This is a genomic window from Streptomyces sp. MA5143a (assembly GCF_900290235.1).
Classification (GTDB): domain Bacteria; phylum Actinomycetota; class Actinomycetes; order Streptomycetales; family Streptomycetaceae; genus Streptomyces.
On record NZ_OLMK01000080.1, the window covers coordinates 1 to 20,942 of the forward strand.

A 20,942-nucleotide genomic window follows, 5' to 3' on the forward strand; every position below is an offset into this window, starting at 1 on the left:
GGGCAGACGGGACTTTCGCAACACGCCCTAGCTCGGGGGTGCGCGGTTCGTTGGCGGGTGCGGGTCCATTGTGGTTTCTCGCGCAGTTCCCCGCGCCCCTGAAGGGCACGGGCCTGCGGCCCGGCCTTCATCCTGAAAAGCACGGGGCGCAGCCCCGGTCGCTTTTCAGGGGCGCGGGGAACCGCGCGAACAACCCCCACCCACCCGCACCCGCCAACGAACCCCCGGCTCCCCTCCCGCGGCGCCCGAAAACCCCGCGACAGTCGCTCCGCGCACCCCCTAGCGTGGATTCATGAGCCCCACCCAGGACATCGTCGTGCGTGCCATCACCGAGGACGACAAGGCCGACTGGATCCGCGCGCTGAACACCGGGTTCCTGCGGCCGCCGGAGACCTGGTCCGAGCAGGACCTCAAGGACCGCACCGCGCACCTCGTCCCGGCCCGTACGCTCGGCGCGTTCGACGGGGACCGCTGCGTCGCCACGTTCCGTTCGTTCCCGCAGCAGCTGACGGTCGTGGGTGGCGGCGCCGTCCCCGCCGACGCCATCTCGAACGTCACGGTCAGCCCCACACATCGCCGCCGGGGCCTCCTGACCCGGATGATGGACGAGGACCTCGCCGCCGCGAAGGACCGCGGAGACGTCGTCGCCACGCTGATCGCCGCCGAGTACCCGATCTACGGCCGCTACGGCTTCGGCCCCGCCACCTGGACCACCGAGTGGACGATCGACGTGCCGCGCACCGGACTCGACCCCCGCTGGTCCGGCCCGGCCGACGGCGGACGCGTCGACCTCGTCGACGGGGCCGACGTACGCAAACTGGGCCCGGAACTGCACGAGCGGCTGCGTCGCGCCCAGCACGGTGCCGTGGACCGCGACGAGCGCTGGTGGCGGCTCAACACCGGTGAGCCGGGCATCGTCTCGTCGTGGACCGAGCCGTTCTACGCCGTGTACCGCTCGGCGGCCGGCGAGGTTCAGGGCCTCGTCTCGTACGAGTCCGACGACCACTGGCACGACAAGCAGCCGCACAACACCGCCGACGTCAACTGGCTGATCGCGACGACCCCGGCCGCCGAGCGCGCCCTGTGGCACTTCCTGTGCTCGATCGACTGGATCACCAAGGTCAAGACGGGCTGGCGGGCCCCCGACGACCTCCTCCCGCACTTCTTCCCCGACCCGCGCGCCGCGCGCGTCACCGTCCAGGCCGACTGGCTGTGGGTGCGGATCCTGGACGTCGTACGGGCGCTGGAGGCGCGGACGTACGCGGGCACCGGGACGCTGGTGCTGGAGATCGTCGACGGGGACCGATTCGCGGCCGGGCGGTACCGGCTGGACGCCGGTCCGGACGGCGCGAGTTGCGTGCCGACGAGCGAGGACGGCGATCTGGTGCTGGACGTCGCGGACCTCGCCGCGCTGTGGCTGGGCGACGAGTCGGCGGTGCGGCTCGTCGCGCTCGGCCGGGTCGGGGAACAGCGGAAGGGCGCCGCCGCTGTCGCCGACGCCCTGCTGCGGACGTCCAGGCGCCCGTGGTGCCCGGACCTCTTCTGATGGCGGGTCCGCCGCTGGGACCCGGGAGTTGTCGTTCGACCTTTCCTCGGTGTGCGGGTGTGCTGCATCCGTAGCTGTTCAGTTGTGGTTGTGGCTGCGCATTCAGTTGTGGCTGTGCCATTCAGTTGTGGCTGTGCGGACCGGTCGAACTCCCGGCTCCCCTCCGGAAGGGAGGTCGATCGGTCGGTCCGTGTGAGCCAGGTCACCAACAAGCCGATGGTTTGACCATGTCAGCGAAGTTGGCGACCAACTCTTCCTTACTTATCTCCGCTTGGAGTCGTCTCATAACCACCTTCCCATGAACTGCCGGAAGATGGCGCGAAGTTGTAATGTTTGTTCGTGGAGCGGGAACGTGCGGCCGTCGATCGACGGAAGTCGTCACAGCGGCCCCGGAGGTCACATCACGAGGTGGCCGACGTGTTGCGCCGCCGGATCAGGTCCGGCGAGCTGCGACCGGGACAGCGCATGCCCACCCAGGCCAAGCTCGCCGACGAGTTCGGCGTGGAGCGCGGTGCCGTCCGCCAGGCGCTGCGCATCCTCCAGTCGGAGCAGCTGCTCACCAACGTTTCCAAGGGAAGCCCCGCGACGGTGGCTCCGGACCTGGCAAAGCCGTTCACCGGCGGGCCCGGAGCGCCGCCGCGCCCCACCACGGTGGAACTCGCCCCGCGCATATCCGCCGCCTTCGCCGCCCCGCACGTGATGATCGACGCCCTCTGCCTCACGGCGGTGTCCCTCACGCTCGCCGTGGGTGAGCCGTTGCGCGAGATTCACGCGGGGCGCACAAAACCGGCCAGGGTCGACGTGCGGGTGCTGCTGCCGAGCCGGGACATCCCGCTCGCGTTCCCCGCGCCGGTCGACGCCTCGGTCGACGGCCGGCTGCAACGCCGGTGGCTCGCCCAGCGCAACGCCCAGGGCCAGGTGCTGCGGCACAATCTGCTGGCCCTGCGGTCCACGCACGGCATCGACGTCCATGTCACGTTCCGCGCGCTGCCGTTCACCCCGCCGGTGAAGCTGTACCTCCTCAACGGCACGGAGGCGCTGTTCGCGTACTACACCGTGCGGCGCACGGAGGCGGAGGTGGACAGCGAGCAGCTGGAGATGTACGACGCCGAGGGCACCCAGTCGATGCTGTTCGCCTTCGAGCGGGGCGCCGCCTCGGCCCCGCGGGACGCGAGCTTCGTCGAGCAGTCCCGGCTGTGGTTCGACGCGCTGTGGGAGACGATCAGCTCGGAGCTGGTGCTCACGAGCTGACGGCGGCGGGGCGGGCCGCGATGCTCGGTCGGGTCAGAAGGTGGGGCCCGCGAAGAGCAGTGCGAGGATGACGGCGCCGATGGAGCTGCATGTGTGGTTGCGTGCCTTCAGGCCGACGGTGAGGAACAGCAGGCCGACGATCCCCATCGTGCCGTAGCGCCACTCGACCGTCTGCTCGAAGGCGACGACGGCGATGGCGGAGAGTAGGGCGATGGCGGGCATGGTGGTACCTCCTTCGAGGCGCTGAGGCGGGTCGGGCAAGAGGAGGCAGAACGTCCGCCAACTTCACCAAGTTGGTTACCAACTCTTCTTAGATGGTGCCCACTTGGTCGATACTCATAACCACCTTGCAGTGAACTCCACAAAGATGGATCAAAGTTGTAGCGTTTGGTCGTGACCCAGGAGAACGTCGCAGTGAACGGCAGCAGAAGGCTCTCGTCCCAGGAGATCGCCGACACCCTGCGGGAACGCATCCGCAGCGGCGCCCTGAGGCCGGGCGAACGGCTGCCCACCCAGGCCGAGCTGGCCGACGAGTTCGGCGTCGAGCGCGGCACCGTGCGACAGGCTCTGCGCGCCCTGCACGAGGACGGGTTGCTGAGCAATGTGAGCAAGGGCAGCCCGCCCCGCGTCGCCGAGGCCACCCGCTCCACCGGCAACGAGCCCCAGCCCACGATGGTGGGCCTCGCGCCCCGGCTGGCCGAGGCGTTCTCGGCACCGCACGTCCGGGTCGACGCAGCCTGCCTCACCGCCGAGACCCTGATGCTGGCGCTCGGTGAACCGGTCCGCCTCATCCACGAGGGAACGATCCGCCCCGAGTCGATCGACGTCCGGATCCTCCTGCCGTCCCGGAAGATCAACCTGGCCTTCCCGGTGCCGGTGGAGGGCCGCGGCGAGGACGACGAGGAGGACCCCGTCCACAAGCGCTGGCTGGACCAGCGCAACGCCCAGATCCGCGTGCTGCGCCACAACCTCCGGGCGCTGCGCACCTCCCACGGCATCGACGTCCGTGTGACCTTCCGGGCGCTGCCGTTCACCCCGCCGGTGAAGCTGTACCTCCTCAACGGCACCGAGGCCCTCATCGCGTACTACACGCTCATGAGGCGCGAGGAGCAGTTGGAGGGCGGCCCGCTGGAGATGTACGACGCGTTCGGTACCCAGTCGCTGCTGTTCTCGTTCGCGCGGGAGACCAGCCGGCGGGACGAGGCGTTCGTGGAGCAGTCCCAGCAGTGGTTCGACGCCCTCTGGGAAACCATCACCACGGACCTGACACTCTCCTAGTGACGCCTGATACGACGCAGACTGATGCGGTGACGGTTGAGACAGAGATCCTGCGTGAGCTGATCGCTCCCGTTCGTTACGTGGTGTTCGACTTCGACGGCCCGATCTGCCGGCTGTTCGCGGGCCACTCCGCGGAGCAGGTGGCGAAGGACCTGGTCGCGTGGCTGGAGGGGCAGGGACTGCACGGCCTGCTCACCGATGAGGAACGGGTCCACCCGGATCCGATGGTCGTGCTGTACGCCATCAACAGAAGGCGCCCGCGCAGCGATCTGGTCACCGAGCTGGAGGAGAGGTTCACCCAGCTGGAGCTGAAGGCGGTCGCCTCCGCCATGCCCACCGCGTACGCCGATCCGCTCATCCGCACCTGGTCGGCGCTCGGCAGCCGGCTCGCCGTGGCCACCAACAACTCCCCCCGCACCGTGGCCGGCTACCTCGCCGGCCGGGGCCTGACGGGCTGCTTCAGCCGGCACATATACGGCCGGACGAGCGACCTCGACCTGCTGAAACCGGACCCCCACTGTCTGAACCGGGCGCTCGGCGCACTGGGCGCCACATCGTCCGCGGCCCTGATGATCGGCGACACCCCGACCGATCTGATCGCCGCCGAACGGGCGGGAGTGCCGTTCCTCGGCTACGCCCGTGACGAGGACAAGGGGAGACAGCTGCGGGACGCGGGCGCCCGGGTCGTCGTCCGATCGCTGGAGGCCGTCCTGAAGGTGCTGTGGTCCCGGACGTAGGGCCCTTCCGGACCGGGGGGACGGGCGCACGTACGGAACGAGCCATTGGCCGGGTGGTGCGGGGCTCAGCCCATTACAGTGTCCTCACTCTCACTTTCGTCGCATGAACATCAGAGGCGACGCACGGCTGTTCAGGAGTGACCCTTGGATGGTCCACCCCCGCCTGGTGCCCGGAGGACGGCGTACGACGACTTCGTGCGTCGTGCGGAAGCTCTGGGCCCGGCCGGCCGGGGCCGTCACCATCTGCACCACACGGTGCGGACGCCGACCGAGGCCGACCGGCGGCTCCTGGGCTGCGAGGCCGGGCAGTCCGTCACCGTGCGCCGGCGCATCCGGTCCGCGCTGCCCGTGGTCGTGCGGACCTGGCAGGACGAGGCGGAGATCCTGCGCGCGGTGCACCGGTTCCTGCCGCACACACCCCGGTGCCTCGTCCGGCACGGGGACCTGACCGTCCTGACCCATGTGCCGGGCGTACCGCTGTCCGGGCTCCACCCCGACGGCACTCCGCTGGACGCCCGGCTGATCCAGGGCCTCGCGGGGCTGCTGGCGGACATGACCCGGGTGCGCAGGAAGGACCTGCCGCCGCTGCCGCAGTCGTGGCCCCGGTCGAGCAGGGACAGCCGGGCCTTCCTGCGGGCGCTGGCCCTGGCGGCGGAGGAGCAGCTCAGACGGCGCAACTGGGGCCGTTTCGGCGGGCTCTTCACGACCCTGGGCATCCCCGACGACGCCCTGGTGCGGTTCGCCGAACGGGTGCCGACGATGACCAGCCGCCCGTTCAGCCTGGTCCACACCGATCTGCACCGCGACAACGTGATCGTGCCGTACGACGGCGACCCCCCGCTGGTCTGCGTCGCCTGGGAGTCGGCGACGTACGGCGACCCGCTGTACGACCTCGCCACCCATCTCGTGCGCACCCGCTACCCGAGCGAGCAGTGGGCGCGGGTGACGGACGCGTGGGGCGAGGCCGTGGGCCGCCGGCGGGGCGAGGCCGCGGGCGGCCTCGACCGGGACCTCGGGCACTACCTCGCCTTCGAGCGGGCCCAGTCCGTCTACCCCGACGTCATGCGCGCGGTGACCTCGCTCGGAGACTCCTTCGACCAGAGCGACCTGGACGAGGCGACCCGCGCGGTGCACCGGGCGCTGCTGGCGGCGGAGGAACCCCTGCGGCTGCGGCGCGTGCCCGACGAGCGCGCGATCGAGCGCGTCCTGTTCCGCTGGAACCTGTCCCACGGCCGGCGGCACAGCCGGGAGCGGGCGGTCTCCGCCGTCGTCTGGGAGCGCGACCCGAGGGTGCCCGAGCACCCGGAGTTCCCCGCGTCGGCGGTACGGGCGGCGCTGTTCGAGGAGGGCGCGGCCTCCGCGGACCGGGTGTTCCGGGGGACGGCCCACCTCAGTACGGCCGTGCGCGTGTCCGGCTTCCCGCGTCCCGTGATGGTGCGGCGCAAGGTCGGCACGGCCGTGCCCCGGGAGCGCCGCTTCCTCAACGAGCACGCCGTCCTGCGGGCCGTCGAACGGTCCTGCCCGGGGGTGCGCGCCCCGCGGGTGCTGGCGCTGGGCACCAGTGCGCTCGGCGACCAATTCACCATCCACTCCTACGAGGGGCCGACGGGAACGATCCGGCAGCCCGACCACCCGGTGCACGGCCTGCTGCCGCACGAGGCGGACGACCTCGTGGACCAGCTCGCCGAGTTGACCCGCGCGGACTGCGGGGAGCTGGACCGCGACGCGTCCCTCGACGACTTCTACCCCCGCCTGTGCGACGAGCTGATCCGGATGGTCGCCGAACTCCCGAAGGAGACCATCGACCTCGCCCGCGAGCTGGGACTGCCCGGCAGTGGCCGGCTGGGGGAACTGCTGCGGCGCCATCTGCTGGCCCCGCGCCGCCCCGCCCTCCTGCACGGCGACCTCAACCCGTGGAACCTCGTACGGCGCGAGGGCGGTGCCGGGCTCACCCTCATCGACTGGGAGATGGCGATGGTGGGCGACCCGCTCTACGACCTGGTCCGCCATATGCACCTCACCCCCACCCTCGCGGACATCCGCGAGCGGCTGTTCACCCGCTGGTCCCGAGCCCTGCCGGAGGAGTGCACCAAGGGCTGGAAGGACGACTGGCGGGTCTACCGCTGGATCGAGACGGTCCGCTCGGCCTATGTCGACCTCGACCGTCTCGTCACGGGCGACGGCCTGGAGGCGCCCAACGTGCGCCGGGCGGTGGACGGGTACGCCATGACCCTGACCGCCGCGACCGCGGGCCTGGGACTCCACGCCAGGTCGCACGCCTTCCACGGCGCCAGGGCCCCCCTGGACGCCCGCGCCCCCGTCGGTGCCCGACCCTCCCTCGGCCCCCGGCCCTCCCTCGGCGCCGGGTCCGGGGCCCGCTCCGACGCCCGCGTGCCTGCGTAGGCTCGACCCATGAGTGAGACCGGCCTGCGGGAGCGCAAGAAGCGGCGGATGTACGAGACGGTGTCCAAGATCGCGATCGAGCTGTTCCTGGAGAAGGGCTTCGACGCGGTCTCCGTGGCCGAGGTCGCCGCGGCCGCCGAGATCTCCAAGCCGACCCTCTTCCGCTACTTCCCGGCGAAGGAGGACCTCGTCCTGCACCTGATCGCCGACCACGAGACCGAGTCGGCGCGGGTCGTGGCGGGCCGGGCCGAGGACGAGTCGGTGGTGGGGGCGCTGCGGGCCCACTTCCTGGCCGGGCTGGCCCGGCGCGACCCGGTCACCGGACTCAACGACCACCCGCGCGTGCTCGCCTTCCACCGGCTCCTCTACGGCACGCCGTCGCTGGTCGCCCGTATGTACGGCCATCTGGAGCGGTCCGAGGAGGCCCTCGCGGAGGCCCTCGGCGGCGGACTCGACGCGCGGGTGGCCGCCGGGCAGCTCGTCGCCGTACGACGGGTGCTGGCGATGGAGAACTGGCGGCGGATCGAGCGGGGGGAGCGGGTGGAGGAGATCGAGCGGGACGCCGTCGCGGCGGCCGAGCGCGTGTTCGGGCGGCTGGAGCGGTCGCTGGTGGTGTGAGGGCGGGGCCGGGGATCGGGAGCAATCACTGAGCCTCGGTCAAAAATTTAACTCGGTCACGTTATTTCGGTACGCTCGGCGGAATGACGTCCACTCGTGCGCCCGAGAACCCGGCCGACCCGTCCCCCTCCCTGCGAAACGCCCTCACCCGTGAGCGCGCCCATCACGACGCCTGCCGCGCCGCCCTCGCCGCCATGGTGGAGGGGGCGGGGGAGCAGGTGGTGATCGGCGAGGACGTCTCCGCCTCGGGGGCCGACGCGGAGGTGCTCGGGTACCGGCTCCGCAGTCAGGCCAAGGCGCTCCGGGAACTGCCGGAGGGCCCGCTGTTCTTCGGGCGGCTCGACTTCGGGGACGACGGCCACGACGGCGGGCACGCCGGGCAGAGCTACCACCTCGGGCGGCTGCGGATCACCGAGCATCCGGGGTCACCGCCGCTGGTCGTGGACTGGCGCGCGCCGGTGGCCCGCGCCTTCTACCAGGCGAGCGCAGGCGACCCGAGGGGCGTGGCCGTCCGGCGGCGCTTCGGCTGGGCCCCCGGCAGCCGGGGCGACTCCGCCGACCTGACCGGGTTCGAGGACGAGCCTCTGGGCGGCGAGGCACGCGACGCCGGGGGCAAGGGCGGCGAGGGCGACGCAGGGGGCGTGGGCGGCGAGGACGTGGGCGGCGAGGGCTCCGCGCCCAGCCGTTTGCTCACCGCCGAGATCGAACGGCCGAGGACCGGCCCCATGCGGGACATCGCCGCCACCATCCAGCCGGAGCAGGACGACCTGGTACGCGCCGGTCTCGCGACCTCCGTCTGTGTGCAGGGCGCCCCCGGCACCGGCAAGACGGCGGTCGGCCTGCACCGGGCCGCGTACCTCCTCTACACCCACCCCCAGCGCATCCGCCGCGGCGGCATGCTGATCCTCGGCCCCAACCGGACCTTCCTGTCGTACATCGCGGAGGTCCTCCCGGCGCTCGGCGAGGTGGGCGTGCGCCAGTCGACCGTCGAGGACGAGATCGCCCGGCAGCCGGTCACCGCCGAGGACGACGAGCGGGCGGCCACGCTCAAGCACGACGTCCGGATGGCGCGGGTGCTCCGCCGGGCCCTGTACGCCCGCATCGCCACCGGGCGGCCCGACGCACTGGTCGTGCCGGACGGCACGTACCGCTGGCGGGTGACCGGCGACCAGCTCGAACGGATCGTGGCGGACGTACGGCGGGAGGAGCCGGAACCGCCGTACGACACAGGGCGGGAGCGGGTCCGGGCGCGGATCGTGGGGCTGCTGCGGGAGCAGGCGGAGCGGCGGGCCGGGCCGCAGTCGAACGCCTGGGCGTGGCGGATGGGCCGGTCGCGGCCGGTGGGCGCGTTCCTCGACTCCGTGTGGCCGCGGGCCCGCCCGGAGGAGGTCGTGGCGCGACTGCTGGCCGACCCGGAGGCGCTGGCCGCCGCGGCGGAGGGGCTGCTCGACGCGGCGGAGCAGAAGGCCGTGCTGTGGCCGAAGCCGCCGCGTTCGTGGCGGTCGGCGCGCTGGTCGGCCGCCGATCTCGTCCTCCTCGACGAGGTGGCGGGGCTCCTCGAACACCCCGAGGGGTACGGGCACATCGTCATCGACGAGGCGCAGGACCTCTCGCCGATGGAGTGCCGCGCGATCGGGCGCCGGGCCGTGTTCGGCTCGGTGACGGTCCTGGGCGACCTGGCCCAGGGAACCACCCCCTGGGCGGCCCGTGACTGGCCCCGCCTCCTGGCCCACCTCGGCAAACCGGACGCGACCGTCGTGCCCCTGACGACGGGCTTCCGGGTACCGGGAGCCGTGGTCGAGGTGGCCAACCGCCTGGTGGGACGGCTGGACGTGGACGTGCCGACGGCCCGATCCCTGCGGGGGGACGGGGAGTTGCGGATGCGGAGGGTGGGGGAGGTGGAGGAGGCGGGGGCTGCCGGGGGCGCCCGTCTCCTGGCCGCCGTGGTCGACGAAACCGTCACCGCCGTGCGGGAGGCCCTCGCCCGCGAGGGTTCCATCGGGGTGATCGCACCCGACGCCGAGACCGTACGGCTGAGGGAGGCGCTCGCCGTGGCCGGCATCGCGACCGGGGGTGCGGAGGACCTGCGGGCGCGGGTCGCGGTGCTGGGGGCGCGGATGGCGAAGGGCCTGGAGTACGACCATGTCGTGGTCGTCGAGCCGGCGGCGATCGCGGCGGCGGAGGCGCGGGGTCTGCACCGGCTGTACGTCGCGCTGACGCGGGCGGTGTCGCGCCTGGACGTGGTGCACGGGTGGGGGGTGCCGTGGTGAGGGGGAGGGGCGTCAGGTGGGGCGGGCCGGTGTCGGATGGGGCCGGGTCACGGGTGTTACCGGATAGCGGCGTAGTCATGACCTGGCGCGGACCTCGGCGTCGGGCGGGGTGACTACGGTCGGAGGTGCCGGTGAGCGGCGGAACGCACGAGCCCGATCTCCCTCCCCCCAGGGGGCTCGTCCGCCGCTCACCGGCTTGTCCGTGTCCGGGGCGGCCCACCTGCCGCCCGCCAAGTCAGCCCACGGCGGGGGCCGCGTCCAGGGCCGGGATCAACTGCTGCTCCTCGTAGTCGAGATGGGCTTCGAGCTCGGCCGTGAGCCGCTCCACGTCGGCGAGTACGGCCCCGGTGCCGGCGTTCTTTGTGGCCGTCAGTACCTGGCGCAGGTCCTCGACCAGGGCGGCGATCCGCTCGTGCTCCTCACCGAGGCGGGTGAGGGTCGGGGCCAGCTCCGGGTGCCGGTCGGCCAGGAACGGGAACAGCATGGTGTCCTCGCCGGTGTGGTGGTTGTGCAGCCCCTGGCAGAGGGTGAGGCAGTTGACGCGGAGCTGCGCGCCGAGGGTGGACTTGCCGTCGCTCGCCGTCAACTCCCGCTTTATCAGCGCGAGTTCGCGGCGGAAGGCGTCGTGGACGACCTTGATGGCCTCGCCCATGGAGCCGGCGTTGATGTGCGGGGGGCCGGCCACGGGGACCTCGCGGAGGGCGACGACCGGGATCGTACGGTCCGTCTTCGCCTGGTACTCGGCCCACCCCGGGTCGGACTCGACGGCCCGGGCGAACGCCGGCTCGCGTTCGTCGCCGTCCAGGACGACGGCGTCCGCCTCGTAGGTGAACACCCCGCTCTCGACGGTCACGCGGGGGTTGGCGAGGACGTTCCGGTACCAGTCGGGGTGCTTGGGCGATCCCCCGGCCGACGCGATGACGAGGACCGTGCCGTCGCCGTCGGGGAGGTAGCCGAGGGGGGTGGTGTGGGGGTTGCCCGTACGGGCGCCGACGGTGGTCAGGAGGATCAGGCGGGCGCCTTCGAACATGCCGCCGACCTTGCCGTGGTTGGCGCGGAACTCTTCGATGACCGGCTGGTTGAAGGGGTTGGGCATTCTCAGCTTTCTGTCGATGACGATGCCGACGACGACGCGCGGAGGCCGAGGCGCGACGGAGCGCCGCGGCGTCGTGGCGTCGTGGGTGTCGTGTGTGAGGGCAGGGGTGATCGCCGCGCTGTGCGCGTCACGGCGGGAAGGGAGGAGCGGCGCGCTGCGGTGCAGGCGATGTCGTCCGACGCGGTGCGGGCGATGTCATGCGGTGCGCCGCGCGCGATGCCGTACGGCGAGACGCACGCGGTATCCGTGGTGTGCTGTGGCGCGGTGCTCCCACGCGCCACGACAGGCGGACCCCTGGCCCGCCCCGACCTCACTCGGAGGCCGGGCAACCCATCCGCTCACGGCCCAAGGCCGACCCGGCAGTCATGAGGGCAACGGTAGTGGGCGCGGGCGGACGCGGGCAACGAGTTATCCGGGGACGACCGCGAAGGGTGTGTGTCGGCGGCGTCGCGGGGCACGGGGTGGAGCGCCACCACTCCGGCCCGTCGACCCGGCCCGTCGACCCGGCCCGTCGACCCGGCCCGTCGACCCGGTCGGCCGCCACCTCACTTGCTTTCGCCCGGCAGCGCCCTCGCCTCGGCCGACTCCGCCAGGCGGCCATCTGTGCCACCCTCCGGACGTCCATCTGGACCACCCTCCAGGTCACCCTTCGACTCGGCCTTCGACTCGCCCTCCAGGTCACCCTTCGGCTCGCCCCCGATGACCCCTCGCCGGCTCCCCCAGGCCCACAGCGCCGTGGCCATCACGGCAAGGACGATGGTCGCGAGGCCGGAGGCGGCCAGGACGGGGCGGGGGCCCAGCGCGGCGGTGAGGGGGCCGCCGAGGGCCGTGCCGACCGGGGCGGCGGTGAGGAGGGCGGCGCCTCGGGCGGCCAGGACCGTGGTGAGCCAGGCCGGCGGCGTACGGTCCTGGAAGAGCGTGTAGGACAGGGCGGTGAAGGGGCCGTAGATCACGCCGCCCAGCGCGAAGCAGACGAGGGTGACGGCGGCCGGGGCGCCCAGTCCGAACGGCACCAGCACGCAGCCCCACCCGGCGACGATGGCCAGGGTGACGGGCCACAGCGGGAGTCTGCTCAGGGCGCCGACGGTGAGGCCGCCCACGACGGCACCCACGCCGAAGAACGTCCAGTACAGCCCGAGCAGACTGGACTCGGCGTGCAGATCGGCGGTGACGTGGAGCGGGAGCGCGACCTCGACCGGGCCGTAGAGGAAGTTGAAGAACCAGGTCAGGGCGAGGACGCCGAGCAGTTCGGGCTGCCTGCGCAACAGGTGGAGCCCGGCCGCCGACTGACCGGTGTCGACGGGCGCGGCCGTCTCCGCGGTCGTCGCGGCGCCGCCGAGACGGCCGACCTGGAGGGCGAGTACGGCGAAGGACGCGGCGTCGATGCCGATGATCCAGGCCGGGCTCAGGACGGTCGCCAGGAACCCGGCGATGGCGGGGCCGATGATGATGGAGGCCGAGCCGCTCGTACTGACCAGGGCGTTCGCGGCGAGCCGCTGCTCCGGCGGCAGGATGCGGGCGAGGAGGGAGTACTTGCCGGCGCCGCCCCAGGCGTGGAGCACCGACGAACCGGCGAGCAGGACGACGTACAGGACCGGGTGCAGTACGCCCAGCAGCCAGGCGAGCGGCACACAGCCGAGCAGTGTGGCGCGGATCCAGCTGTCGGCCGCCAGCAGCCGCTGGGCGGGCATCCGCCGCAGCCACCGGCCGAAGACGAGCGCCCCCACGGCCCCCGGCAGCGCGTACGCGGCGATCGCGGCGCCGACCAGCAGCCCGGACCGGTCGGGCGGCGCGATCTCCACGGCGAGCCACGCCACGGCCACCACACTCATCCCGTCCCCGAGATCCGAGGCCGCGAGCGCCGGCAACAGCCGCCGGAACTCGACGTGCCCGAACAGGGGCCGGTACGCGGACGGCAACAGACGGGAAGCCCAGGACGAAGTCACCCCCAAAGCCTCGCGGATCAAGCACAGTTGAGGTCAAGGCTTTATGCGTACGGAGATGGCGGGGCGGGGGAAGGCCGTGCTGATCGGCGTATACCGGCCCGAGTGGTCGGCGACGTGGCGTGGCGCACTTTTGCAAGCAGGTGCTTGCAATAGTTAGCGGGGGTGGGGCATGGTGGAGGCATGGCAACGCTCAACGTCGGCAATCTCGGTGAGTACCTGCGTGAACAGCGGCGAAACGCGCAGCTGTCGCTCAGGCAGCTCGCCGACGCCGCCGGGGTGTCCAATCCGTATCTGAGCCAGATCGAGCGCGGGCTGCGCAAGCCGAGCGCGGAGGTCCTCCAGCAGGTCGCCAAGGCGCTGCGGATCTCCGCCGAGACGCTGTACGTGCGGGCCGGGATCCTCGACGCCGAGCGGGACCGGGACGAGGTGGAGACGCGCGCCGTCATACTCGCCGATCCCACGCTGAACGAGCGGCAGAAGCAGGTGCTGCTCCAGATCTACGAGTCCTTCCGCAAGGAGAACGGGTTCGAGGTCCTCATAGGCGACGGCGACGGTGAGGACGGAGACCCGGGTGCGGTCCGGGACGCGGACCGCACCGACGCGGAGACCGCCGACGGCAACGGCGCCGGAGCGGCCGCCGGCCCCGCTTCTCCCGTGTCCGACGGCGGCGGTGCCGGTGCCGGTCCGCGCCTGACCGCGAGATGACGGAGCCAAGGTCCCTCGGACCGCACCACCGCACACCCGCAGACCCCGTCGAACCGCTCGACCGCATCACCCCGTACGCGCGGACCCGCATCGACGCGGATCCGCACCCGCACTGACCGGAGATCCGGCCTCGTCGATTACGCCGAGCACCTCTGACGCGTTGACCGATTCGGACACGGAACCCGTGGACGACGTCGACCGCGGGCCGGACCCACACGAACCCTCAGCTGAACGCCAGACCCGGAGGACCATCACCATGGCCATCACCGACGACATCCGCAAGGCCGTCACCGACCCGACGCCGCTCTACTTCGCCGCCGGCACCGCCGACCTCGCCCTCCAGCAGGCCAAGAAGGTGCCCGGCCTCGTCGAGCAGCTGCGCACCGAGGCGCCGGCCAAGATCGACGCCGTGCGCAACACCGACCCCAAGGCCGTCCAGGAGAAGGCGACCGCCCGGGTCAAGGAGACGCAGGAGACCCTCCAGACCAAGGTCACCGAGCTGATCGGCACCCTGGACACCGACCTCAAGAAGCTCGGCGAGAGCGCCCAGGACCTGGCGCTGCGCAGTGTCGGCGTCGCCGCCGAGTACGCCGTGAAGGCCCGTGAGACCTACGAGCGCGTCGCCGAGCACGGCGAGCAGGCCGTGCGCACCTGGCGCGGCGAGGCCGCGGAGGAGATCGAGGAGCTCGCGATCGCCGTCGAGCCCAACACCGGGCCCAAGGCCGAGCCGGTCGCGGTCAAGGACGAGCCGGCCAAGCCCGCCGAGGCCAAGGCCGCGCCCGCGCCGACCGCCGAGGCCAAGAAGCCGGTCGCGAAGAAGGCCGCCCCGGTCCGCAAGCCGACGACCGCGAAGAAGACCACGCCGCCCGCCAAGTAACGGGTACGCGCCCACCGTAGGACGGTGTGGCGCCGCAGGACACGGTACGGGGACGGGCCGGGCACCTTTGGGGTGTCCGGCCCGTTCTACGGGTACGGTGGCCCCGTAGGAGTGTTCGGAAGACCGTGACCGTGAGAACCGCGAAGGCGAAGAGAACGGGTGGTGGTGGGCAGCATGCTGATGAACGGCTTCGCTGGGTTCATGGGACTGTTGCAGCTCGCAGTGATCGCCCTCGCCGCCTTCGCGCTGATCGACGCCACATTCCGGCGTGAGGACGCGTTCCGGGCGACGGACAAGCAGACCAAGGTGTTCTGGCTGATCATCCTCGGGATCGCGCTCGTCGTGAGTGTGCTGTTCCCGCTCCTGTCGTTCCTGCCGATCATCGGCCTCATCGCCAGCATCGTCTACATCGTCGACGTGCGCCCCGCCGTGCGGCAGATCTCCGGCGGCGGTGGCCGGGGCGGCAGCCGCGGCTCCAGCAGCGACGGACCGTACGGGCCGTACAACGGCGGTCGCTGACCTCACCCGACCCTGCGGGGGCCGGGCGGGTCAGCCCTCGCGGTCCAGCAGGAGTACGGCCACGTCGTCGGTCAGCTCGCCGCCGTTGAGGTCGCGTACCTCGTTCACCGCGGCGCGCAGCAGCGCCTCACCGCGCAGGCCCGCGGCCAGCTGGCGGCGGACCATCGCGACCATGCCGTCCTGGCCGAGCCGCTCCTTGCCCTCACCGATCCGGCCCTCTATCAGCCCGTCCGTGTAGAGCATCAGGCTCCAGGCGGCGCCCAGCTCGATCTGCGTGCGCGGCCAGCGCGCGTTCGGCAGCAGCCCGAGGGCCGGCCCGCCGTTGTCGTACGGCAGCAGCTCGGCCGGCGGGGCGGCGCCGTCCCGCCCGCGGCGGACGATCAGCGGCGACGGGTGGCCGGCCAGGCACAGGCCCGCGCGGCGGCCGTCGGGCGCGATGTCGACCGTGCAGAGCGTCGCGAAGATCTCGTCGTTCTCCCGCTCGTGCTCCAGGACACGCTGGAGCGTCGAGAGCAACTCGTCGCCGCACAGCCCCGCGAACGTCAGCGCCCGCCAGGCGATGCGCAGCTCCACACCGAGCGCCGCCTCGTCCGGGCCGTGTCCGCAGACGTCGCCGATCATGACGTGGACGGTGCCGTCGGGCGTGCGGACGGTGTCGTAGAAGTCGCCGCCGAGCAGCGCCCGGGAACGGCCCGGCCGGTAGCGCGCCGCGAACCGCAGCGACGAGCCCTCCAGCAGCGGCGTCGGCAGCAGGCCCCGCTCCAGGCGCGCGTTCTCCTGGGCGCGCAGCCGGGACTCCGTGAGCCGGCGCTCCGCCGTGTCCGACCGCTTCCGCTCCACCGCGTAACGGATCGCCCGGCTCAGCAGCCGGCCGTCCAGTTCGTCGCGGAACAGATAGTCCTGCGCGCCGACCCGCACGGCCTCCGTGCCGCGCTCGGTGTCACCGGAGTCGGTGAGGGCGAGAACGGCGTGGCGGGGGGCCAGTTCCAGGACGTGCTTGAGGACGGAGAGCTCGTCGATGTCGGTGACGGTCTCCGTGGCGGTGCCGCCGCCCGAGGAGGCCGGGACTTCGGGGGTGCGGGCCGGGGCCGGCAGCGCCAGGTCCAGGAGGATGCAGTTGACGTCGTCGGTCAGCAGCCGCTGGGCCTCGGTGAGGTTGCGGGCGGTGCGGACACGGATCGGCTTGCCCGCGGAGTCGAGCAACTCGGGCACGTTGAGCGACCCGGCAGGGTCGTCCTCGATCAGCAGCACCGTGAGGTTGGTGGGGCCGCTCGGGGCGATGGCGCCGACGGCCGGACGGGCCGGGTGTGTGGACTTGTCGGCAGGGGCCTGGGCCGAGGCGTTCAGGGCCGCCCCCTCTCCGGATGGGCCGCTGGGTGCGGACACGGCGTGCGCCTGACCACTCTCCACGGCCGGGATGGCTCTCTGCCGCGGTACGGGTACGGGCATCGTCTTGGGTTCCTTCCCTCCCCCCGAGGGCACGGGCGGGGCGAGGGACCTCGACCCACCGACGGGGACCTTAGCGTCAGGCGCCGCCGCAACGGAATGCTTGGCGATGTGCCGGACGGCAATCGGCCACCGTCATATGCCGCATCCAGTAGCGCATTTGGACATGACAGGGCTTTCCTCAGGGATGACGAATGTCACGCGATAGGGGTTGAGCCGGCGGCCGAAGGTGGTGAGAGTCACGTGTGATGGGTCACTTGGCCGCCCAGCGGCTCGTGGATTCGCGGGATTTCGGCGCATTGCGGGCGTAATGCGAACGGGTTGAGGGTGAGCGCGACGGGCGGAACGCGGGCGGATCGCGGGTGAGTTGTGGCCGGTCATGTCCCCGCCGGTCACGTCGCTCGTCGGCCATGCCGCTCGTCGGCCGCGCCGTCCGTCGGTGACGTCGCCCGTCGGCCACGTCGTCCGCCGGACAGGTGCCCCGCCGGTCGCGTCGCCCGCCGGTCGCGTCGCCCGCCGGTCGCGTCACGCGTCGGGGCGTACGACTCCCAGGATCGGCATGGTTCCCGCTCCCGCGATCGTCACCGTCCGCCCCGGGCGCGGGGCGTGGACGATCGAGCCGTCGCCTATGTACATGGCGACATGGCTCGCGTCGGCGTTGTAGATGATCAGGTCGCCGGGGCGCATGTTCTCGACGGGGATGTGCGTGAGCTGACGCCACTGCTCCTGCGAGGTACGGGGGATGCCCCGGCCGGCCGCGATCCACGCCTGGCTGGTGAGGCCGGAGCAGTCGTACGTCAGCGGGCCCTCGGCGCCCCATTCGTACGGTTTGCCGATCTGGTCCGTCGCGAACTTCACGGCCTTCTTGCCCTGCTCGGAGGCCTTGCCGTCGATCTCGTCGAGGATGCCGGAGTCCAGCCACGCGGCCTGCTTCTGCTGCGCCGCGTCCTCCTCCAGCTTCGCCAGCCGCTCCCGCTCGTCGTCCTCCAGATCGGCCTCCAGCTTCTCGGCGGCGGCGATCTGCTTCTTGATCTTCTTCTTGGCCTTCTCCTTGGCCTTGCGGTTCGACTCGAGCTTCTGCCAGCGCGCCGAGGCGTCCTTGGAGTACTGCTCCAGGTCGTCCTGCGTGCGGTTCATCTCGGCGAGCAGACCCTTGGTCGCCAACTGCCCCTGGCGCAGCCGGTCCGCGCCCTCCAGGAACTCCTGGGGGTTCTCGCTCAACCACAGCTGCACCTCGGGCGGCAGACTGCCGCCCCGGTACTGGGCGCGGGCCGCGGCGCCGATCAGGTCCTGCAACTTGTCCAGCTTCTCCTGGCCCTTGACGACCTCGTGGGCCAGATCGACGATCTCGGCGGACTGCTTGTCGGCCTTCTCCTCCGCCGCGTTGTACGCGTCCGTGGCGACCGCCGCGTCGTGGTAGAGGCCCTCCAGCTTCGCGCGTACGGCCTCCAACTGCTCGTTGGTGACCGGCGCGGAGTCCGCGTCGGGGGTGCCCGTGCCCGAGGGGGAGGGCGTCGGGGTGGGGGTCGGGTCGGTCGGCTGCGTCTGGCTCGCGTACGCGGTGACCGGTGCGCCCAGCACGGTCAACGCGCAGACCACGGCCACGGCCGCCATGGTCAGGCTCCGCTTGCCGGCTCCCATAGCCCTTGCCCCCAAACCCGTCCCGGCGCTGATGACTCACGCCAAGAGAACTGATTAACCGTCAGTAACTTCTGGCGCCTGGGTGATCGTGCCATGGAGTCGCGCAATGCGACAGAGGCGGGCAAGAACTCCCTTCCCCCTGCTCCCTCCCGTATGACGGCGTCCCCGCATGTGTGACGAACGACTCACCGGGTTCGTTCCCAGGGGAGTTGAGGTGGGTGGGGGGCAGGCTGCGCGGTCGTTTCCGGTGCCGCTCAGGCGCGGGGCGCCAACGCCTCCCACGCCACCGTGACTTCGCCCTGGCGCCAGCGTGTGACGCCGTCCCGCACCGGCCAGTCCGCGCGCAGGTCGCGGATCGTGCGGATCCAGCGCTGGCGGGCACCGTACGACGCGTACGGGGCGGCGGCGGCCCACGCGCGGTCGAAGTCGCGGAGGAAGGCGTGGACGGGCTCGCCCGGGACGTTGCGGTGGATCAGCGCCTTGGGGAGGCGCTCGGCGAGGTCCGAGGGGCGCTCCAGGGAGCCCAGTCGCGTGGCGAACGTGACCGTGCGGGGGCCCTCCGGGCCGAGGGCGGCCCAGACGTGTCGACGGCCGATCTCGTCGCACGTGCCCTCGACCAGCAGTCCGCCCGGCGCGAGGCGGGCGCACAGCCGCTCCCAGACGGCGGCGACCTCCTCCTCGTCGTACTGCCGCAGGACGTTCGCCGCCCGGATGAGCGTCGGGCGGCCCGGTACGGGCACCTCGAAGCCGCCGTGCCGGAAGGTCAGGCCGTCGCACGCGTACGGTCGCGCCGCCGCGACCCTGGCCGGGTCGATCTCTATGCCGACGACCTCGGTACGGGGCGCTGCCGCGCGCAGCCGCCGCAGCAGCTCCAGCGCGGTCCAGGGGGCGGCGCCGTAGCCGAGGTCCACGGCGACGGGGGTGGCGGCACGGCGGAGTTCGGCGCCGTGGGTCGCCGCGATCCAGCGGTCCATGCGGCGCAGACGGTTGGGGTTGGTGGTGCCGCGGGTCACCGTGCCGACGGGTCGTGCCATGGGCCGAGCGTATGCGGACGGGGGGTGGCCGGGGCGCCCCCCGTCCGGCCGTACGGGCCCCTGGACGCCACGTGCCCGCCGCCGCCGTCGAACGGTTGAGCGATCGTCGGTAATTCTTTTGCAAAGAGGAAATGGAACCGCCTCGTCCGGTGTTCCCCCTGCCGAGAGGGTCCGTATGCCCTCCGAACGGCATGCCCGCAGCAAGGAGGAACGCCACGTGAGCCACTACGTCAGCAGGCTCGGGCGACGCTCTCCGACCGCCGCGTCACGGTTGAGACTGCACAGGAAGCCCCGCCGCGTGGCGATGCTGTCCGTGCACACCTCACCGCTCCACCAGCCGGGCACGGGCGACGCCGGCGGTATGAACGTCTACATCGTGGAGCTCGCGCAGCGTCTCGCGGCGCTCAACATCGAGGTGGAGATCTTCACGCGGGCCACCACGGCCGCCCTCCAGCCGAAGGTCGAGCTGGCGCCCGGCGTCCTCGTCCGGCATGTCGACGCGGGCCCGTACGAGGGCCTGGCGAAGGAGGACCTGCCCGCCCAGCTGTGTGCCTTCACGCACGGGGTGATGCAGGCGTGGGCCGGGCACCGCCCCGGCTACTACGACCTCGTCCACTCGCACTACTGGCTCTCGGGCCACGTCGGCTGGCTCGCCGCCGAACGGTGGGGCGTCCCCCTGGTGCACGCCATGCACACCATGGCGAAGGTCAAGAACGCCGCGCTCGCCCTCGGTGACACCCCCGAGCCCGCCGCCCGCGTCATCGGCGAGACCCAGGTCGTACGGGCCGCCGACCGCCTCATCGCCAACACGGCGGAGGAGGCCGACGAACTCGTACGCCACTACGAGGCCGACCCCGCCAAGGTGGCCGTCGTCCACCCCGGTGTGAACCTCGACCGCTTCCGCCCCGCCGACGGCCGCGCCGCGGCCCGCGCCCGCCTCGGCCTCCCGCAGGACGCGCTGATCCCCCTCTTCGCCGGCCGTATCCAGCCCCTCAAGGCACCCGACGTGCTGCTGCGCGCCGTGGCCGTGCTGCTGGGCGAGCGGCCCGAACTGCGGTCGAGGATCGTCGTGCCCGTCGTCGGCGGACCGAGCGGCAGCGGACTCGCCAAGCCGGAGGGGCTGCAGAAGCTGGCCGCGCGCCTCGGCATCGCCGATGTCGTGCGCTTCCGGCCGCCGGTCGGCCAGGAGCAGCTCGCGGACTGGTTCCGGGCGGCGTCCGTGCTGGTCATGCCGTCCTACAGCGAGTCCTTCGGGCTGGTCGCCATCGAGGCGCAGGCGGCCGGTACGCCGGTGCTGGCGGCCGCGGTCGGCGGTCTCCCGGTCGCGGTACGCGACGGGCACACCGGTTTCCTGGTCCAGGGGCACGATCCGGCGGCGTACGCGCGCGTGCTGCGCGATTTCGCCGACACTCCCGACCTCCCGGCCCGCATGGGCGAGGCCGCGGCCCGCCACGCCGAGTCCTTCGGCTGGGACACGTCGGCGCAGGCCACGGCCGACGTGTACACGGCGGCGACCTACGACCACCGGCGGCAGGGGCTGCGGGCCCACCACGGGTAGGCCGCGGGCCATCGACG

Annotated in this window: 17 protein-coding genes; 11 read left to right on the top strand and 6 right to left on the bottom strand. The window is 72.3% G+C overall.

Annotated features, from left to right (window positions below; all coding sequences use genetic code 11):
- The first annotated feature begins 292 nt into the window (after positions 1-292).
- Together SMA5143A_RS31220 and SMA5143A_RS31225 are read left to right on the top strand one after the other, a co-directional pair.
- Positions 293-1,546 carry a GNAT family N-acetyltransferase gene (locus SMA5143A_RS31220; RefSeq protein WP_107466200.1) on the top strand — a complete coding sequence of 418 codons (1,254 nt, stop codon included), beginning with the start codon at positions 293-295 and terminating at the stop codon, positions 1,544-1,546.
- 408 nt (positions 1,547-1,954) lie between these two features.
- Entirely contained in the window at positions 1,955-2,797 is an 843-nt protein-coding gene (locus SMA5143A_RS31225) for a winged helix-turn-helix domain-containing protein (RefSeq protein WP_375136566.1), read from the top strand.
- 33 nt (positions 2,798-2,830) lie between these two features.
- On the opposite strand, the gene SMA5143A_RS31230 is transcribed toward SMA5143A_RS31225, so the two are convergent.
- Complete coding sequence (locus SMA5143A_RS31230; protein WP_055520886.1) at positions 2,831-3,019, bottom strand: hypothetical protein; 189 nt, start codon at positions 3,017-3,019, stop codon at positions 2,831-2,833.
- Positions 3,020-3,184: 165 nt separating this feature from the next.
- On the opposite strand from SMA5143A_RS31230, the gene SMA5143A_RS31235 reads away from it, so the two are divergent.
- From SMA5143A_RS31235 to SMA5143A_RS31255, 5 genes are all read left to right on the top strand, one after another.
- Positions 3,185-4,075, top strand: a complete 891-nt coding sequence (locus SMA5143A_RS31235; protein WP_258193841.1) for a GntR family transcriptional regulator — start codon at positions 3,185-3,187, stop codon at positions 4,073-4,075.
- Positions 4,075-4,812 (top strand): HAD family hydrolase, encoded by a 738-nt coding sequence (locus SMA5143A_RS31240; RefSeq protein ID WP_258193842.1) that lies wholly within the window; start codon positions 4,075-4,077, stop codon positions 4,810-4,812. The genes SMA5143A_RS31235 and SMA5143A_RS31240 overlap by 1 nt, the downstream gene beginning before the upstream one ends.
- 195 nt (positions 4,813-5,007) lie before the next feature.
- The gene (locus SMA5143A_RS31245; RefSeq protein WP_258193843.1) at positions 5,008-7,215 is read left to right on the top strand and encodes a phosphotransferase family protein; all 2,208 of its coding nucleotides are present in this window, start codon (positions 5,008-5,010) and stop codon (positions 7,213-7,215) included.
- A 9-nt stretch (positions 7,216-7,224) separates the two neighbouring features.
- Positions 7,225-7,833 carry a TetR family transcriptional regulator gene (locus SMA5143A_RS31250; RefSeq protein ID WP_107466207.1) on the top strand — a complete coding sequence of 203 codons (609 nt, stop codon included), beginning with the start codon at positions 7,225-7,227 and terminating at the stop codon, positions 7,831-7,833.
- Positions 7,834-7,916: 83 nt separating this feature from the next.
- Positions 7,917-10,103, top strand: a complete 2,187-nt coding sequence (locus tag SMA5143A_RS31255) for a HelD family protein (protein ID WP_107466209.1) — start codon at positions 7,917-7,919, stop codon at positions 10,101-10,103.
- A 235-nt stretch (positions 10,104-10,338) separates the two neighbouring features.
- On the opposite strand, the gene SMA5143A_RS31260 is transcribed toward SMA5143A_RS31255, so the two are convergent.
- Entirely contained in the window at positions 10,339-11,199 is an 861-nt protein-coding gene (locus tag SMA5143A_RS31260; RefSeq protein WP_107466211.1) for a nitroreductase/quinone reductase family protein, read from the bottom strand.
- 545 nt (positions 11,200-11,744) lie between these two features.
- A complete protein-coding gene (locus SMA5143A_RS31265; protein WP_181362083.1) occupies positions 11,745-13,145 on the bottom strand; it encodes an MFS transporter in 1,401 nt (466 codons plus the stop codon).
- Positions 13,146-13,325: 180 nt separating this feature from the next.
- Here SMA5143A_RS31265 and SMA5143A_RS31270 point away from each other — a divergent pair, with 180 nt between their 5' ends.
- The 3 genes from SMA5143A_RS31270 to SMA5143A_RS31280 all read left to right on the top strand — a co-directional run bounded on the left by SMA5143A_RS31270 (position 13,326) and on the right by SMA5143A_RS31280 (position 15,246).
- Positions 13,326-13,850, top strand: coding sequence for a helix-turn-helix domain-containing protein (locus SMA5143A_RS31270; RefSeq protein WP_107466213.1), 525 nt, complete (start codon positions 13,326-13,328; stop codon positions 13,848-13,850).
- A gap of 256 nt (positions 13,851-14,106) precedes the next feature.
- Entirely contained in the window at positions 14,107-14,727 is a 621-nt protein-coding gene (locus SMA5143A_RS31275) for a hypothetical protein (protein ID WP_107466231.1), read from the top strand.
- Positions 14,728-14,901: 174 nt separating this feature from the next.
- Positions 14,902-15,246 (top strand): DUF2516 family protein, encoded by a 345-nt coding sequence (locus SMA5143A_RS31280; RefSeq protein ID WP_055717421.1) that lies wholly within the window; start codon positions 14,902-14,904, stop codon positions 15,244-15,246.
- Between the two features lie 30 nt (positions 15,247-15,276).
- On the opposite strand, the gene SMA5143A_RS31285 is transcribed toward SMA5143A_RS31280, so the two are convergent.
- From SMA5143A_RS31285 to SMA5143A_RS31295, 3 genes are all read right to left on the bottom strand, one after another.
- Positions 15,277-16,695: a PP2C family protein-serine/threonine phosphatase gene (locus SMA5143A_RS31285; protein WP_107466215.1), complete on the bottom strand. Its 1,419-nt coding sequence runs from the start codon at positions 16,693-16,695 to the stop codon at positions 15,277-15,279.
- A gap of 522 nt (positions 16,696-17,217) precedes the next feature.
- Positions 17,218-18,333: a C40 family peptidase gene (locus SMA5143A_RS31290; protein WP_107466217.1), complete on the bottom strand. Its 1,116-nt coding sequence runs from the start codon at positions 18,331-18,333 to the stop codon at positions 17,218-17,220.
- 254 nt (positions 18,334-18,587) lie between these two features.
- Positions 18,588-19,367: a class I SAM-dependent methyltransferase gene (locus tag SMA5143A_RS31295; RefSeq protein WP_107466219.1), complete on the bottom strand. Its 780-nt coding sequence runs from the start codon at positions 19,365-19,367 to the stop codon at positions 18,588-18,590.
- Positions 19,368-19,584: 217 nt separating this feature from the next.
- On the opposite strand from SMA5143A_RS31295, the gene mshA reads away from it, so the two are divergent.
- The gene (gene mshA / locus SMA5143A_RS31300; protein ID WP_181362084.1) at positions 19,585-20,925 is read left to right on the top strand and encodes a D-inositol-3-phosphate glycosyltransferase; all 1,341 of its coding nucleotides are present in this window, start codon (positions 19,585-19,587) and stop codon (positions 20,923-20,925) included.
- Positions 20,926-20,942: the final 17 nt, after the last annotated feature.